This window comes from Streptomyces sp. NPDC014623 (assembly GCF_043088245.1).
Taxonomy (GTDB): domain Bacteria; phylum Actinomycetota; class Actinomycetes; order Streptomycetales; family Streptomycetaceae; genus Streptomyces.
The window spans coordinates 172737-187733 of sequence record NZ_JBIBZU010000009.1 but is presented as its reverse complement, the minus strand read 5'-3'; the positions used below and the strand labels follow the sequence as shown (position 1 = coordinate 187733).

Here is a 14997-nt window from a genome sequence, read left to right as displayed (position 1 = left end):
GGAACATCAGTCCGAGGGCGCGGGCGCACAGCGCGGACAACTCTGGGAGGGGCCGGCCCTGTTCGGCTGCGGCGGGGCGCTGCCCTCGCCTCGAAGCGTGCGCCTGACCGCGTCGGCCGCCCGATGCCGGGCTTCGGCGACCGACGCGTCGGTCACGGTCGGGGGCGCCGGGGGCTCAGCGCACTTCCTGGATGCGGATCTGGTTTCCGGCGGGATCGCGGAAAGCGCAGTCGCGCACGCCGTACGGCTGCTCGGTCGGCTCCTGGATCACCTCGGCGTCGTCGGCCTGCAGCTTCTCGAAGGTGCCGTCGAGGTCCTTCGTGGCCAGGAGGAGCCACCCGTAGGTGCCCTTGGCCATCATCTCGGCGACGGTGCGGCGCTCCTCCTCGGTGATGCCCGGGTCGGCGGCCGGCGGTGCCAGGAGGATGGAGGTGCCGGGCCGGCCGGCCGGACCGACCGTGATCCAGCGCATCGTGCCGGTACCGACGTCCTTACGGACCTCGAAACCAAGGGTGTCGCGGTAGAAGGCCAGGGAGGCCTCGGGGTCGTCGTGCAGGAGTACACAGGTGTGAATGGTGATGTCCATGGCATTCACGCTAGTGGCGGCCCGTGGGTGCGGGCTTCTCGATTCCTGACCGGCCTGGTGACCTGTTTCGCCACGCACGGCGGCACCCCCTGCGCCCCGCTCTCCGCCTGCCGCCGGTATGCGCTGGGCGGCATCCCGACCAGCTCCGTGAAGCGGGTACTGAAGGTGCCGAGCGAGGAGCAGCCGACCTCGAAGCAGACGTCGGTGACGCTGAGGTCGCCACGGCGCAGCAGCGCCATCGCCCGCTCGATCCGGCGTGTCATCAGGTAGCTGTACGGCGATTCCCCGTAGGCGAGCCGGAACTGACGGCTGAGGTGTCCGGCCGACATGTTCACACCGCGCGCGAGCGCCTCGACGTCCAGTGGCTGTGCGTACTCCCGGTCGATCCGGTCGCGCACCCGGCGCAGCCGGGCGAGATCGCGCAGGTGCTGGGCCTCGGCGGGTCTGCTCGTCACACGGGTGATCGTGCCACGGCGACCGGGCCGGCACAGCCGGATTCACCGGGAGGCGGACTCCCAGGCGAACCCGTCGGGGTCGGTGAAGGGTCCGCTGTCCCCGGTGATCGCGAGCCGGTGCGATCCGGTGCCCCCGGGAGGGACACCGGCGTCCTCGGCGAGGGCGCGACGACCGTAGAGGCCCAGCTTGACGGAGCTCGACGGCGTATCGAAGTCGACGTACCTGCGGCCGAAGCTCTTTCCCACGGTGAGGCCGCGCTCCACGTAGTACCGCTTGCTCGCGAGTACGTCGTCGACGCCCAGCAGGAGCACGAACCGGTCGATCTCCCGGGTGGCCGGGCCCTTGTCCTTCTTCTTCGAGGTCGCGATCTTCCACAGAGCACCGTCCGGGGCGCGTACGACACCGCCGTAACCCCAGAACGACTTGGTGGCGGGCTTCACCGGCCGGGCCCCTGCGCCGAGGGCGGCGTCGATGAAGCCGTCGACGGTGGCGGGCCCGGACACCGCGAGCGACAGCGTGTACCCGCGGAAACCGGTCGTCGGCGCCTCCGACGCCCGTATGCGCAGCTCAGGGCCCAGTCCGAAGGCGGCGGCGTAGAACTCTTCGGCGGCGGTGGGGTCGGCCACCCCGAGGGTGACGGATACGGGAGAAGTCATGGAACGAAGCTATGGCGCCTCCGTACCGTGTGCTTCTTGATTCCTGACCGGCAGCGAACGGGACCGGGCCGGCTCCACCAGGGGCGTGCCACCGCCCGGAAACACGCGGGCCAGGAGGCGTTCGAGGCTGTGGGGCACCCGGGCACGCTTCCGGAGGGGCCCGGGGCGGCGCAGGACGGTCCCCGCTCAGAAGCCGAAGGCGAGGTCCCTGCTCACGCGGTTCGCCGACGCCAGCAGGCTCTCCCTGAACTGCCTGGTGCGGTACATCCGGTCCGCCCGGAAGGAGACCCCGAGGGAGCCGAACTTCGTGCCGCTGCGGACGGGCACCGCGATGCAGGTCGTGCCGAGGTCGTACTCCTCCCGGTCCATCATCACCGGGTCCGACGCCGATGACTCGAGCTGCCGGACGAGCTCCTCCCGGTGGGTGATCGTGCGCGGTGTGAGGTCGGCGAGGGCGTGCCGCGCCAGATAGTCCCGGCGCGCCTCGACGTCCAGCTCACGCAGGACGCACTTGCCCAGGGCCGTGGCGTGCCCCGCGTCCTTGAATCCCACCCAGAGGTCGACCTTCGGCGCCTTCGGGCCGTCGGCTATCTCGGCGATCCGGATCTCACCGTCCTCGTAGAAGGTGAGGTAGACGGCGGCGGACAGGTCGTCCCGCAGCGAGGCCAGGGCCGGGCGGACCCGGCTGACCAGGTCCTGCGCCAAGTGCCCGCCGTGCAGCTTGGCGCCCAGCACGTAACCGCCGTCCTCGAGTCCGCGGAGGTACCCGTCCTGGGTGAGGGTCCACAGCAGCTCGCGGACGGCGTCCATGGGCAGCCTCGTGTCCCGCGCCAGCCGCTCGGCGGGCGCGCCGCCGTCGTGCGCCCCCACGGCCTCCATCAAGCGGAACGCATGCTGGACCGACGCGACGGGCGCATGGTCTGCTCGGTCACCCATTCCACCAGCGTGGACCCGTTCGGCGCGGGGGGCAAGGCAGGCTGCGGGGCGCCGGACCGGAGGGCCTCCGGCCCGGCGCCAGCGCTCAGTCCTCGCCCTCCAGGTCGCCCTCGGTCTCCAGGAACACCTGGCGCAGGGCCTCGAGCACCGCCGGGTCGGGCTTCGCCCACATGCCCCGGGACTCGGCTTCCAGGAGGCGTTCCGCGATGCCGTGGAGTGCCCAGGGATTGGCCTGCTGGAGGAATGCGCGGTTCGTCGGGTCCAGGACGTACGTCTCGGTCAGCTTGTCGTACATCCAGTCCGCGACCACGCCCGTCGTCGCGTCGTACCCGAAGAGGTAGTCGACCGTCGCGGCGAGTTCGAAGGCGCCCTTGTAGCCGTGACGGCGCATCGCCTCGATCCACTTCGGGTTGACCACCCGGGCGCGGAAGACCCGGGACGTCTCCTCGACCAGGGTGCGGGTGCGCACCGTCTCGGGGCGGGTCGAGTCACCGATGTAGGCCTCGGGGGCGGTGCCCTTCAGCGCGCGTACGGTCGCGACCATACCGCCGTGGTACTGGAAGTAGTCGTCCGAGTCCGCGATGTCGTGCTCACGCGTGTCGGTGTTCTTCGCCGCCACCGCGATCCGCTTGTACGCGGTCTCCATCTCGTCCCTGGCCGGGCGGCCGTCCAGCTCACGGCCGTAGGCGTAACCGCCCCACACCGTGTACACCTCGGCGAGGTCGGCGTCCGTACGCCAGTCACGGGAGTCGATCAGCTGGAGCAGCCCGGCGCCGTACGTCCCCGGCCGGGAGCCGAAGATGCGGGTGGTGGCGCGCCGCTCGTCGCCGTGCTCGGCCAGGTCGGCCTGGGTGTGGGCGCGTACGAAGTTCCGCTCGGCGGGCTCGTCGAGGGAGGCCGCCAGGCGTACGGCGTCGTCGAGCAGGCCGATGGTGTGCGGGAACGCGTCGCGGAAGAAGCCGGAGATGCGCAGCGTGACGTCGATGCGGGGGCGGCCCAGCTCCTCGTACGGGATCGCCTCCAGGCCCGTGACCCGGCGCGAGGCGTCGTCCCAGACGGGGCGGACGCCGAGGAGGGCGAACGCCTCCGCGATGTCGTCGCCGGCGGTGCGCATCGCGGAGGTGCCCCACAGGGACAGCCCGACGGAGGTGGGCCAGTCGCCGTTGTCGGCGCGGTAGCGCTCCAGGAGCGAGTCGGCGAGGGCCTGGCCGGTCTCCCAGGCGAGGCGGGAGGGGACGGCCTTGGGGTCGACCGAGTAGAAGTTGCGGCCGGTCGGCAGCACGTTGACCAGGCCGCGGAGCGGGGAGCCGGACGGGCCGGCGGGGACGAAGCCGCCGTTCAGCGCGTGGACCGCGTGGTCGAGCTCGTCGGTCGTCGCGGCGAGGCGGGGCACGACCTCGCGGGCGGCGAAGTCCAGGATGTCGGCGACGGCCTGCGGGTGGCCCTCGGCCACACCGGCGACGGCGGCCGGGTCCCAGTCCGCGTCGTCCATGGCCTGGACGAGCGCGCGGGCCTGCTCCTCGGCCGCGTCGGCGGCGGTGCGGGTGGCCGCCGACTCGTCCAGGCCGAGCGCCTCGCGCAGGCCGGGCAGCGAGGACGTGCCGCCCCAGATCTGGCGGGCGCGCAGGACGGCGAGGACCAGGTTGACGCGGTCCTTGCCGGCCGGGGCGCCGCCGAGGACGTGCAGGCCGTCGCGGATCTGGACGTCCTTGATCTCACAGAGCCAGCCGTCGAGATGCATGATGAACTCGTCGAAGCCCTCGTCCTCCGGCCGGTCCTCCAGGCCCAGGTCGTGGTCGAGCTTCGCGGCCTGGATGAGGGTCCAGATCTGGGCGCGGACGGCCGGGAGCTTGGCCGGGTCCATCGCGGCGATCTGGGCGTGCTCGTCCAGGAGCTGTTCGAGGCGGGCGATGTCGCCGTAGCTGTCGGCGCGCGCCATCGGCGGTACGAGGTGGTCCACGAGCGTGGCGTGCACACGGCGCTTGGCCTGGGTGCCCTCGCCTGGGTCGTTGACGAGGAACGGGTAGACCAGCGGCAGGTCGCCCAGCGCGGCGTCGGGGCCGCAGGCGGCGGACAGGCCGGCGTTCTTGCCCGGCAGCCACTCCAGGTTGCCGTGCTTGCCGAGGTGGATCATCGCGTCGGCGCCGAAGCCGTTGTCGTCGGCGGACGCGGCGATCCAGCGGTACGCGGCCAGGTAGTGGTGCGAGGGCGGCAGGTCGGGGTCGTGGTAGATCGCGATCGGGTTCTCGCCGAAGCCGCGCGGCGGCTGGATGAGGATCAGCAGGTTGCCGCGGCGCAGGGCGGCGAGCACGATGTCGCCCTCGGGGTTGCGGGACCGGTCGAGGAACATCTCACCGGGCGCCGGGCCCCAGTGCTCCTCCACCGCCTCCCGGAGTTCGGCGGGCAGGGTGGCGAACCAGCGGCGGTAGTCCGCGGCGGGGATCCGGACCGGGTTGCGGGCCAGCTGCTCCTCGGTCAGCCACTCCTGGTCGTGGCCGCCGGCCTCGATGAGCGCGTAGATCAGCTCGTCGCCGTCACCGGACACCAGGCCCGGGATCTCCTCCTCCGGACCGAAGTCGTAACCCTCCTCCCGGAGCCTGCGCAGCAGGGCGACGGCGCTGGCCGGGGTGTCGAGGCCGACCGCGTTGCCGATGCGGGAGTGCTTGGTCGGGTAGGCCGACAGGACGAGCGCGATCCGCTTCTCGGCGGCCGGGATGTGGCGGAGCCGGGCGTGGCGTACGGCGATCCCGGCGACCCGGGCGGCCCGCTCGGGATCGGCGACGTATGCGGGCAGGCCGTCCTCGTCGATCTCCTTGAAGGAGAACGGCACGGTGATCAACCGGCCGTCGAACTCGGGGACGGCGATCTGGGTCGCCGCGTCCAGCGGGGAGACGCCCTCGTCGTTCTCCTCCCAGGCGGCCCGCGGGCTGGTGAGGCAGAGCGCCTGGAGGACGGGCACGTCGAGGCCGGTGAGGGCACCCGCGTCCCAGGACTCGTCGTCTCCGCCGGCCGACGCGGTGGCGGGCTTGGTGCCGCCCGCGGCGAGGACCGTCGTCACGATGGCGTCGGCGGCGCGGAGTTCGTCGATGAGCTCGGGCTCAGGGGTGCGGAGCGAGGCGACGTACAGCGGGAGGACGCGGGCGCCCGCGTCCTCCACGGCCGTGCAGAGCGCCTCGACGAACGCGGTGTTCCCGCTCATGTGGTGGGCGCGGTAGTAGAGCACCGCGACCGTCGGCCCGGTGACGTCCCCGGCGGTCCGCTCCAGCGGGCCCCACGCGGGGGCGGGGGCGGGCGCCTCGAAGCCGTGACCGGTGAGCAGCACGGTGTCGGAGAGGAAGCGGGCCAGCTGCTCCAGGTTGGCGGGGCCGCCGTGCGCGAGGTAGGCGTGCGCCTCCGCCGCGATGCCGATGGGCACGGTCGACGCGGCCATCAGCTGTGCGTCGGGGGCCTGTTCGCCGGTGAGCACGACGACGGGCCGGCCGGTGGCGAGGACCTGGTCGAGGCCCTCCTGCCAGGCACGGACACCTCCGAGGAGACGTACGACGACGAGGTCCGTGCCCTCCAGGAGCTGCGGCAGGTCCTCGACGGAGAGCCGGGACGGGTTCGCGTAACGGAAGCCGACCGGGCCGCCGGAGGCGCGGGCGCTGAGCAGGTCGGTGTCGGACGTCGACAGGAGCAGGATCATGCGGCGTCAGTCCTTCCCCGGGGTGTCCACGCCCCAGGCGGTGTCGGATTGGGGGTCTCCCCCGCTCGGGCGGAGCCGAGCTCGGGGATGGGAGTTCCTGACTCGCACGGCCTGGGGCCGGGCTCACAGTGGCGGGACCGCGCCGGGATCTCACCGGGCTTCCTCCCATGTCGCCGTATGGCGATGGCGGACCCAACGGACCGCCGCTAGGCATAGTAGGCGGCGGGTGGGGGGTCCTGACCAGACGGCCCCCGCACCGGCCGGGACCGGGGCCTGCCCGGGCGGCCCGCGCACCGGCCGGGAGAGGTGGTGTCCCGCAGGTCACAGTGACCGTCAGGATGCGACCCGGTCACGGTCGGTATGCTCGCCGCCATGCCCGCCTCCTCCCTCCCGTCCCGGTCTCCGGGTGATGCGTGTGCCCGGAGCAGCGATGACGCCTGTCCCGGTGCGCTGCGCCTGCACCGGGCGGATGACGGTGCGCTGGCGCGGATCCGCATACCCGGCGGGGTGCTGACGCCCCGGCAGGCAGAGGTGCTCGGGCATGCCGCCGAGCGCTTCGGTGACGGTGAGCTGCATCTCACCTCCCGTGGGAACGTGCAACTGCGCGGGCTCGGCCCGGACTGCGGCGCCGAGCTGGCCGGGCTGCTGGACGAGGCCGGGCTGCTGCCCTCCGCACGTCATGAACGGGTGCGCAACATGGTCGCGTCCCCCCTCTCCGGGCTCGACGGCCTCGGTGCCGGTGACGTCAGACCCTGGCTGACCGGACTGGACAGCCTCCTCTGCGCGAGCGACCGCGCGACGGCGCTCTCCGGACGTTTCCTGTTCGCCCTCGACGACGGCCGCGGCGACGTGGACGCCCTCGGCGCCGACCTCACCCTCCTCGGCCACGGTGACGGCGGCGCCCTGCTGCGCATCGGCCCCGGTGACTCCGTGCTCCGCGTGCCCTGGGCCGACGGGCCGCGCGCCGCGCTGATCGCCGCCGAGGCCTTCCTCGACGCGGCCCGGGGGCCCGGCGCCTGGCGGGTGAAGGACCTGCCGGACGGTGCGGCGGCAGCGCTGCCCGCCGAAGTCGTCCGCCGGCTGCGACAGGCCGGCCTGACGGTCGCCCCGCACCACCACCCCCGCCCCCTCGGAGCCCAGCCCCCCGCCCCCGGCCCCGTGCCGGGCAGTCACCGCCACCACACCGCGCTGTCGGTCGGCGTGCCGCTGGGCCGGCTGGACCGGGCTCAGTGGCGGCTGCTGGCCGGCGCCGGGGAACTGCGCCTCACCCCGTGGCGCGGGGCCGTCGTCACCGGGGTCGCACCCGACCGTGCGGGCAGCCTGCTGAGCGGCCTCTCCGACGCCGGTCTGATCACTGGACCGGGCTCCCCGTGGGCCGGCGTGGGGGCCTGTATCGGGCAGCCCGGCTGCGCGAAGTCACTGGCCGATGTGCGGGCCGAGGCGGGGGCCGCCGTCGGCCCGGCCGGGCGGCTCCCTGTGTACTGGTCCGGGTGCGAACGCCGCTGCGGTCATCCGCACGGGGAGTGGATCGATGTGGTCGCCGTCCCCGGAGGCCACCGGATCTCCCACGTCCGGGGGGACCGGACGGCATCGGCGGTGACGGTCCGGGACGACCCGGGCGCACTCGCCGCAGCCGTGGCAGCGGCCCGGGGCGCGCGCAGCTGACCACCACGCACCACCTTCCTGTCCGACTTGTTCGATGAAGAAAGCGACAGCACTGTGCACCAGTACGAGAAGGACGGACCGGCGATCTACCGCCAGTCCTTCGCCACCATCCGTGCGGAGGCGGATCTGGCCGGGCTGCCCGCCGACGTGAGCCAGGTCGCCGTTCGCATGATCCACGCCTGCGGCATGGTCGACCTCGTACGCGATCTCGCCTTCTCGCCGAGCGCGGTGGCCGACGCCCGCGCGGCGCTGCGCGCCGGCGCACCGATCCTGTGCGACGTCGCGATGGTCGCCAGCGGTGTCACCCGCAAGCGCCTGCCCGCGGACAACGAGGTGATCTGCACCCTGTCCGATCCCGGCGTCCCCGAACTGGCCGTGAAGCTCGGAACCACCCGCAGCGCCGCCGCCCTGGAGCTGTGGCGGGACCGGATGGAGGGCGCGGTCGTCGCCGTCGGGAACGCGCCCACCGCGCTCTTCCGACTGCTGGAGATGATCGAGGAGGGCGCCCCGCGCCCCGCCGCGGTCATCGGTGTGCCCGTCGGCTTCATCGGGGCCGCCGAGTCCAAGGAGGCTCTGGCCGCCCACCCGTCCGGGCTGGAGCACCTCGTCGTGCGGGGCAGGCGCGGCGGCAGCGCCATCGCCGCCGCCGCCCTCAACGCGATCGCCAGCGAGGAGGAGTGAGCGTGCCCGAGCAGCAGCAGGCCGACGGCACCGGAAGCACCGGGCGGCTCTACGGCGTCGGGCTGGGTCCCGGAGACCCGGCCCTGATGACCGTGCGGGCCGTGCAGGTCATCGGCGAGGCCGATGTCGTCGCGTACCACTCCGCCCGGCACGGCCGTTCCATCGCCCGCTCGATCGCGGCGCAGTACATCCGCGCCGACCACATCGAGGAGGCGCTGGTCTACCCCGTCACGACGGAGACCACGGACCACCCCGGCGGCTACCGGGGTGCGCTGGACGAGTTCTACGCCGAGGCCGCGGCCCGCCTCGCGGCGCACCTCGACGCCGGGCGCACCGTCGCCGTGCTCGCCGAGGGCGACCCGCTCTTCTACGGCTCGTACCAGCACATGCACAAGCGGCTCGCGGACCGTTACGACACCGAGGTCATCCCCGGCGTCACCTCGGTCAGCGCTGCCGCCGCCCGTCTGGGAACCCCGCTCGTCGAGGCCGAGGAGGTGCTGACGATCCTGCCGGGAACCCTTCCGGAGGAAGAGCTGACCGCACGTCTGGCGGCCACGGACTCCGCGGTGGTGATGAAGCTGGGGCGGACTTTCCCCGCCGTGCGCCGCGCGTTCGAGGCGTCCGGGCGGCTGCCCGAGGCGCGTTACGTCGAGCGCGCCACCATGGCCGGGGAGCGGACCGGTGACCTGGCGGACACCGACGCCGGCTCCGTGCCGTACTTCGCGGTCGCCGTGCTGCCCAGCCGGATCGACGCGCCCCGCCCCTCCCCGGCAGCGGGCCGGGACACCGGGGAGGTCGTCGTGGTCGGCACCGGGCCGGCCGGACCGCTGTGGCTGACGCCCGAGACACGCGGGGCGCTGGCCGCCGCCGACGACCTGGTCGGCTACACGACGTATCTGGACAGGGTGCCGGTGCGGCCGGGCCAGCAGCGTCACGGCTCCGACAACAAGGTCGAGTCGGAACGCGCCGAGTTCGCCCTCGACCTGGCACGCCGCGGCCGCCGGGTGGCCGTGGTGTCCGGAGGCGACCCCGGGGTCTTCGCGATGGCGACGGCCGTGCTGGAGGTGGCCTCTCAGGACGCGTACACGGACATCGCCGTGCGGGTGCTCCCCGGAGTGACCGCGGCCAATGCCGCCGCCGCCAGGGCCGGTGCGCCCCTGGGCCACGACTACGCCACCATCTCGCTCTCGGACCGGCTCAAGCCGTGGGAGGTCATCGCCGGGCGACTGCGCGCGGCGGCCACGGCCGACCTCGTCATGGCGTTGTACAACCCTGGCTCCCGCAGCCGGACCTGGCAGGTCGGCAAGGCCCGCGACCTGCTGCTGGAGCACCGCTCCCCGGACACACCCGTGGTGCTCGGCCGCGATGTCGGAGGCCCGGCCGAGAGCGTGCGGACGGTGCGGCTGGCCGACCTGGACCCGGCCGAGGTGGACATGCGGACGATCCTCATCGTCGGTTCCTCGCAGACCCGTTGGGTGCGGAGGGGTGAGGGGCGGCAGATCGTCTGGACGCCACGCCGCTACCCGGAGGACTGACCGGCCGGGGCGGCGCCCCATGGACCGGCGCCGCCCCGGCCGGTCAGCACCCCCGCCCAAGCCGTCCGGGAGTCCGGCTCCTGATCGCGCGTCATGTCCCGCGCGCGGCACCGGTGGGCGGGCCGGCTCCCGGGCCGGTGGTGCCTCCTGCCGCTCCGGCGGGGGCCGGTGCCAGGTTCGTTGTCGGACCCCCGTGCCACGATGGCGCCCATGAGCACCCCCATACGCCACATGCCTCCCCTGGACGCCGACGAGCGGACCTCCCTGGAGAGCTGGCTCGACTTCTACCGCGCCACGCTCGCCCAGAAGTGCGAGGGCCTGACGGACGAGCGGCTCCGCGAAGCAGCCGTGGAGCCCTCACCGATCACCCTTCTCGGGCTCGTCCAGCACGCCGCGGAGGTCGAACGGAACTGGTTCCGCCGGGTCCTCGCCCAGGAGGAGGTACCGGCGATCTACGCACCCGAGGCCGACCCGGACGACACCGACGGCGGGTTCGACCTGGCCGAGGACGCGGCGTACGAGCAGGCGCTGGCCGTATGGCGGTCGGAGACGGACCGGGCCCGGGAGAACTGCGCGGCCCGCACCCTCGACGACACCAGCCCGTTCATGGGGGGCCAGGTCACCCTGCGCTGGATCTACACGCACATGATCAGCGAGTACGCCCGGCACTGCGGCCACGCCGACCTCGTGCGGGAGCGCCTCGACGGCCGCACGGGCGTCTGAGGCGGGCCGAAGCGCCGACGGCCCCCGCACACGAGCGCGGGCGCGGCCACGTCACGTGAGAAGGGCCCGCAGCAGGACGAGTGCCTCCTCCGGCGTCCCGGCCACCGGCACACCCGCGGGGACCGGCGGGCGCGCGACCACCACCACCGGGATTCCTGCCTCGCGGGCGGCCGTGAGCTTGGGGGCGGTCGCGTCGCCGCCGCTGTCCTTCGTGACCAGGACGTCGATGCGATGCCGCCGCATCAGCTCCCGTTCGCCCTCCAGGGAGAACGGCCCGCGGTCCAGCAGGACCTCCATCCGCGCCGGACGCGGGGCACCGGGAGCGTCCACCGAGCGCATCAGGAACCACAGCGAGTCCAGTGCGGCGAACGCCGCCAGACCCATGCGTCCCGTGGTCAGGAAGACGCGCGACCCCAGCTCCGGCAGCAGCTCCGCCGCACCCGCGAGGGAATCGGCGAGGTGCCACCGGTCGCCCTCTGCGGGCACCCAGCCGGGCCGCCGGAGGGCCAGCAGGGGAACATGGACAGCGGCGGCGGCCGAGGCCGCGTTGAAACTGATCGTTCCGGCGAAGGGATGGGTGGCGTCGATGACCGCATCCACATGGTGTCCACGGAGCCAGTCGGCCATGCCTTCGGCTCCGCCGAAACCCCCGACGCGCACCTCGCCGGGCGGTGGCTTCGGCCGGGCGACGCGTCCCGCGAGTGAGCTGGTCACCCGGACCCCGTCCGCTGCCACCAGCGACTCCGCCAGCCGGCGGGCCTCCGTCGTGCCGCCGAGGACGAGTACGTGCAAGGGCATCGGATCGGTCCATCCATGAGCAGTGAGGCGCAGGGCGGGCGTGCCGCCCAACTCAAGCACACCGGTCTGCGGCCGGGCTGGACGACCGGGGCCTGCGCGACGGCGGCGGCCACGGCCGCCTACACGGCCCTGCTCACCGGCGAGTTCCCCGACCCGGTGACCATCACCCTGCCCAGGGGCCAGACCCCCGCCTTCGCGCTCGCGGTGGAGGCGCTCGGCGACGGGGAGGCCACGGCCGGTGTGGTCAAGGACGCGGGCGACGACCCGGACGTCACCCACGGCGCGCTGGTGCGGTCCACCGTACGGCTGCTGCCTGCGGGGTCCGGAGTGGTGTTCCGGGCCGGACCCGGGGTGGGGACGGTGACGCTTCCCGGGCTGCCGCTCGACGTCGGCGAGCCCGCGATCAACCCCGTCCCGCGTCAGATGATGCGGGACCACATCGCACGCGTGGCGGCGGAGCACGGCGGCACCGGTGACGCCGAGATCACGGTCTCGGTGGACGACGGCGAGGAGATCGCACGTTTCACGTGGAACATTCGCCTGGGCATCCTGGGCGGCATCTCGATCCTGGGCACCACGGGCATCGTGGTGCCGTACTCCTGCTCGGCCTGGATCGACTCGATCCGGCGCGGGGTGGACGTGGCCCTCGCGGCCGGGCACCGGCATGTCGCGGGATGCACGGGCTCGACCTCGGAGAAGACAGTGGCCGCCGAGTACGGGCTGCCGGAGATCGCCCTGCTGGACATGGGGGACTTCGCGGGCGCGGTGCTGAAGTACGTCCGCCGGCATCCGGTGGAGCGGCTGACGATCTGCGGCGGGTTCGCCAAGCTGTCCAAGCTGGCCGCCGGGCACCTGGACCTGCACTCGGGCCGCTCCCAGGTCGACAAGCCCTATCTGGCACGGCTGGCGCGGCAGGGCGGTGCGAGCGAGGGGCTGGCGGCGGAGATCGAGGCCGCCAACACCGGCCTCGCGGCGCTGCAGCTGTGCACCGCAGCCGGGGTGCCGCTGGGCGACCTGGTCGCCGTGGCCGCCCGGGACCAGGCGTTGTCGGTGCTGCGGGGAGCACCGGTGGCGGTCGATGTGATCTGCATCGACCGGGCAGGGGCCGTCGTGGGACGCAGCGAAGCCCGGTGAGCGGCGTGGGACGACGGGCGGCGGCCGTCCGGCCCCCGCCCGTCAGCAGGTGCGGCGGTCCCGCGCCGGGGAGTACAGGTGACTGTCGTGGAACTGCTCGGCGCCCAGCGTCCGGCCGACCATGATCACCGCTGTCCGGATCACTCCCGCCGCCTTCACCTGCTCCGCGATGGATTCCAGCGTGCCGCGCAGGATGATCTCGTCCGGGCGTGAGGCCATGGCGACCACAGCTGCGGGGCAGTCGGCCCCGTAGTGCGGCAGCAGTTCGTCGACCACCCGGTCCACGTACCGCGCCGCGAGGTGCAGCACGATCAGCGCGCCGCTGCGGCCCAGCGTGGCCAGGTCCTCGCCCTCGGGCATCGCCGTTGCCCGCTGGGCGATCCGGGTGAGGATCACCGTCTGACCGACCGTGGGCACCGTCAGCTCCCGCTTGAGCGCCGCCGCGGCCGCGGCGAAGGCGGGAACCCCGGGCACCACCTCGTACGGCACGCCCGCCTCGTCGAGCCGCCGCATCTGCTCGTTCACGGCGCTGAAGACCGAGGGGTCGCCGGAGTGCAGCCGGGCCACGTCGTGACCGTCCTCGTGCGCCCGCACCAGTTCGGCGGTGATCTGGTCGATGTCCAGCTGAGCCGTGTCCACGAGCCGCGCGTCCGGGGGGCATTCGGCGAGCAGTTCGCGTGGCACCAGGCTGCCGGCGTACAGGCAGACCGGACTGGCGGCGAGGACGCGGGCACCGCGCACGGTGATCAGGTCGGCGGCGCCGGGGCCCGCACCGATGAAGTACACGGTCATCTGTCGTCTCCTGGAGCGTGCGAGGTTTTCTGTACGGACCACTGGGTGACGGGCATGGCCTGACGCCAGCCGGTGAACCCGCCGACGGGTACGGCATGGGCCACCGCGAGGCGGACCAGGTCACCACCGAGCCGCCGGTACCACTCGGTGAGCAGCGCCTCCGACTCCAGCGTGACCGTGTTGGCGACCAGGCGCCCGCCCGGGGGCAGCGCGTCCCAGCAGGCGTCGAGCAGGCCTGGCGCGGTCAGCCCGCCGCCGATGAACACGGCGTCGGGTACGGGCAGTCCGGCCAGGACGCCGGGTGCGCGGCCGGTGACCACGCGCAGCCCGGGGACCCCGAGCCGGTCCGCGTTGCGCTCGATGCGCCGCGCCCGTACCGGATCGCGTTCCACGGTGACGGCGTGGCAGGACGGGTGGGTCCGCATCCACTCCGCCGCGATGGAGCCGGAGCCACCGCCGACGTCCCACAGGAGCTCGCCCGGAGCGGGTGCGAGCACCCCGAGCGTAGCCGCCCGGACATGGCGTTTGGTGAGCTGGCCGTCGTGCTCGTACGCCTCGTCGGGGAGGCCGGGCACGGCTCCGAGGCGCAGGGTGCCCGGGGTGCTCCGGCAGTCCACCGCGATGACGTTGAGCGGGTCCCCGGGCGGGTGCTCCCAGGTGTCGGCGAACCCGTCCAGGCAGTCCTCGGCCGTGCCGCCGAGCTGTTCGAGCACCCGCATCCGGCTGGGTCCGAAACCGTGGTCCCGCAGCAGGGCGGCCACGGCGGCGGGCGTGGCGGCGCCGGCGGAGAGCACCAGCAGCCGGCGCCCGTCGTGCAGCGCGCCGGCCAGCCGGGCCGTGGGGCGGCCGACGAGGGTGACGGTCTCGGTGTCCTCCACCGGCCAGCCGAGCCGGGCGCAGGCGTACGACACCGAGGACGGGTGCGGCAGCACACGGAGCGCCCCGGCACCCAGCTCCTCGGTGAGGGCCCGGCCGATGCCGTAGAACATGGGGTCGCCACTGGCCAGCACGGCTGTCCTGCTCCCCGCGTGCGCGGCGAGCAGAGTGCGTACGGCGGGCCGCAGGGGCGAGGGCCAGGACACGCGCCGGCCCACGCACTCCGGCGGGAGCAGCCCCAGCTGGCGCTCACCGCCGATCAGGACCTCCGCGTCCAGGAGCACCGCGCGTGCGGTACCGGGCAGGCCGGCCCAGCCGTCGGCACCGATTCCCACGACGCTCACGGGGGAAGCGGGCGCCCGGACGGCGGGCGGGGGTGATGCGGGGGACACAGGGGTACCTCGGGGTCGACGGGACGGCGCAGCCGAACTCTACGGGGACTGCTTCCGGGCCCGTGCGGCGGAGTGATTCCGG

At 73.7% G+C, this 14997-nt stretch carries 13 protein-coding genes and 1 riboswitch; of the genes, 5 read left to right on the top strand and 8 right to left on the bottom strand.

Features of this window, described 5'->3' with window-relative positions; all coding sequences use genetic code 11:
- Positions 1-175 precede the first annotated feature (175 nt).
- The 5 genes from ACF1FZ_RS17055 to cobN form a co-directional block, all read right to left on the bottom strand.
- Complete coding sequence (locus ACF1FZ_RS17055; protein WP_391774177.1) at positions 176-586, bottom strand: VOC family protein; 411 nt, start codon at positions 584-586, stop codon at positions 176-178.
- A 5-nt stretch (positions 587-591) separates the two neighbouring features.
- Entirely contained in the window at positions 592-1041 is a 450-nt protein-coding gene (locus ACF1FZ_RS17050) for a helix-turn-helix transcriptional regulator (protein WP_391774176.1), read from the bottom strand.
- Between the two features lie 42 nt (positions 1042-1083).
- Entirely contained in the window at positions 1084-1698 is a 615-nt protein-coding gene (locus ACF1FZ_RS17045) for a glyoxalase (protein ID WP_391774175.1), read from the bottom strand.
- 186 nt (positions 1699-1884) lie between these two features.
- On the bottom strand, positions 1885-2634 hold the full coding sequence (locus ACF1FZ_RS17040; RefSeq protein WP_391774174.1) for an IclR family transcriptional regulator: 750 nt from the start codon (positions 2632-2634) through the stop codon (positions 1885-1887).
- A gap of 85 nt (positions 2635-2719) precedes the next feature.
- On the bottom strand, positions 2720-6319 hold the full coding sequence (gene cobN / locus ACF1FZ_RS17035; RefSeq protein ID WP_391774173.1) for a cobaltochelatase subunit CobN: 3600 nt from the start codon (positions 6317-6319) through the stop codon (positions 2720-2722).
- 71 nt (positions 6320-6390) lie between these two features.
- Positions 6391-6531: riboswitch (cobalamin riboswitch) on the bottom strand.
- Positions 6532-6679: 148 nt separating this feature from the next.
- On the opposite strand from cobN, the gene ACF1FZ_RS17030 reads away from it, so the two are divergent.
- The 4 genes from ACF1FZ_RS17030 (at position 6680) to ACF1FZ_RS17015 (ending at position 10923) form a co-directional block, all read left to right on the top strand.
- Positions 6680-7984: a cobalamin biosynthesis protein CobG gene (locus ACF1FZ_RS17030; RefSeq protein ID WP_391774172.1), complete on the top strand. Its 1305-nt coding sequence runs from the start codon at positions 6680-6682 to the stop codon at positions 7982-7984.
- Positions 7985-8038: 54 nt separating this feature from the next.
- Entirely contained in the window at positions 8039-8665 is a 627-nt protein-coding gene (locus ACF1FZ_RS17025) for a precorrin-8X methylmutase (RefSeq protein WP_391774255.1), read from the top strand.
- Positions 8662-10200 (top strand): precorrin-3B C(17)-methyltransferase, encoded by a 1539-nt coding sequence (gene cobJ, locus ACF1FZ_RS17020; protein ID WP_391774171.1) that lies wholly within the window; start codon positions 8662-8664, stop codon positions 10198-10200. Before ACF1FZ_RS17025 ends, cobJ begins: the two co-directional genes overlap by 4 nt.
- Before the next feature lie 210 nt (positions 10201-10410).
- A complete protein-coding gene (locus ACF1FZ_RS17015) occupies positions 10411-10923 on the top strand; it encodes a DinB family protein (RefSeq protein WP_391774170.1) in 513 nt (170 codons plus the stop codon).
- A 51-nt stretch (positions 10924-10974) separates the two neighbouring features.
- Here the strand turns inward: ACF1FZ_RS17015 and ACF1FZ_RS17010 are convergent, their stop codons facing one another.
- Positions 10975-11721: a cobalt-precorrin-6A reductase gene (locus ACF1FZ_RS17010; protein WP_391774169.1), complete on the bottom strand. Its 747-nt coding sequence runs from the start codon at positions 11719-11721 to the stop codon at positions 10975-10977.
- Between the two features lie 15 nt (positions 11722-11736).
- Here ACF1FZ_RS17010 and ACF1FZ_RS17005 point away from each other — a divergent pair, with 15 nt between their 5' ends.
- Positions 11737-12855: a cobalt-precorrin-5B (C(1))-methyltransferase gene (locus tag ACF1FZ_RS17005; protein ID WP_391774168.1), complete on the top strand. Its 1119-nt coding sequence runs from the start codon at positions 11737-11739 to the stop codon at positions 12853-12855.
- 42 nt (positions 12856-12897) lie between these two features.
- Here the strand turns inward: ACF1FZ_RS17005 and cobM are convergent, their stop codons facing one another.
- Positions 12898-13647, bottom strand: coding sequence for a precorrin-4 C(11)-methyltransferase (cobM, locus tag ACF1FZ_RS17000; RefSeq protein ID WP_391774167.1), 750 nt, complete (start codon positions 13645-13647; stop codon positions 12898-12900).
- Positions 13644-14915 (bottom strand): precorrin-6y C5,15-methyltransferase (decarboxylating) subunit CbiE, encoded by a 1272-nt coding sequence (cbiE, locus tag ACF1FZ_RS16995; protein WP_391774166.1) that lies wholly within the window; start codon positions 14913-14915, stop codon positions 13644-13646. Before cbiE ends, cobM begins: the two co-directional genes overlap by 4 nt.
- Between the last annotated feature and the right edge of the window lie 82 nt (positions 14916-14997).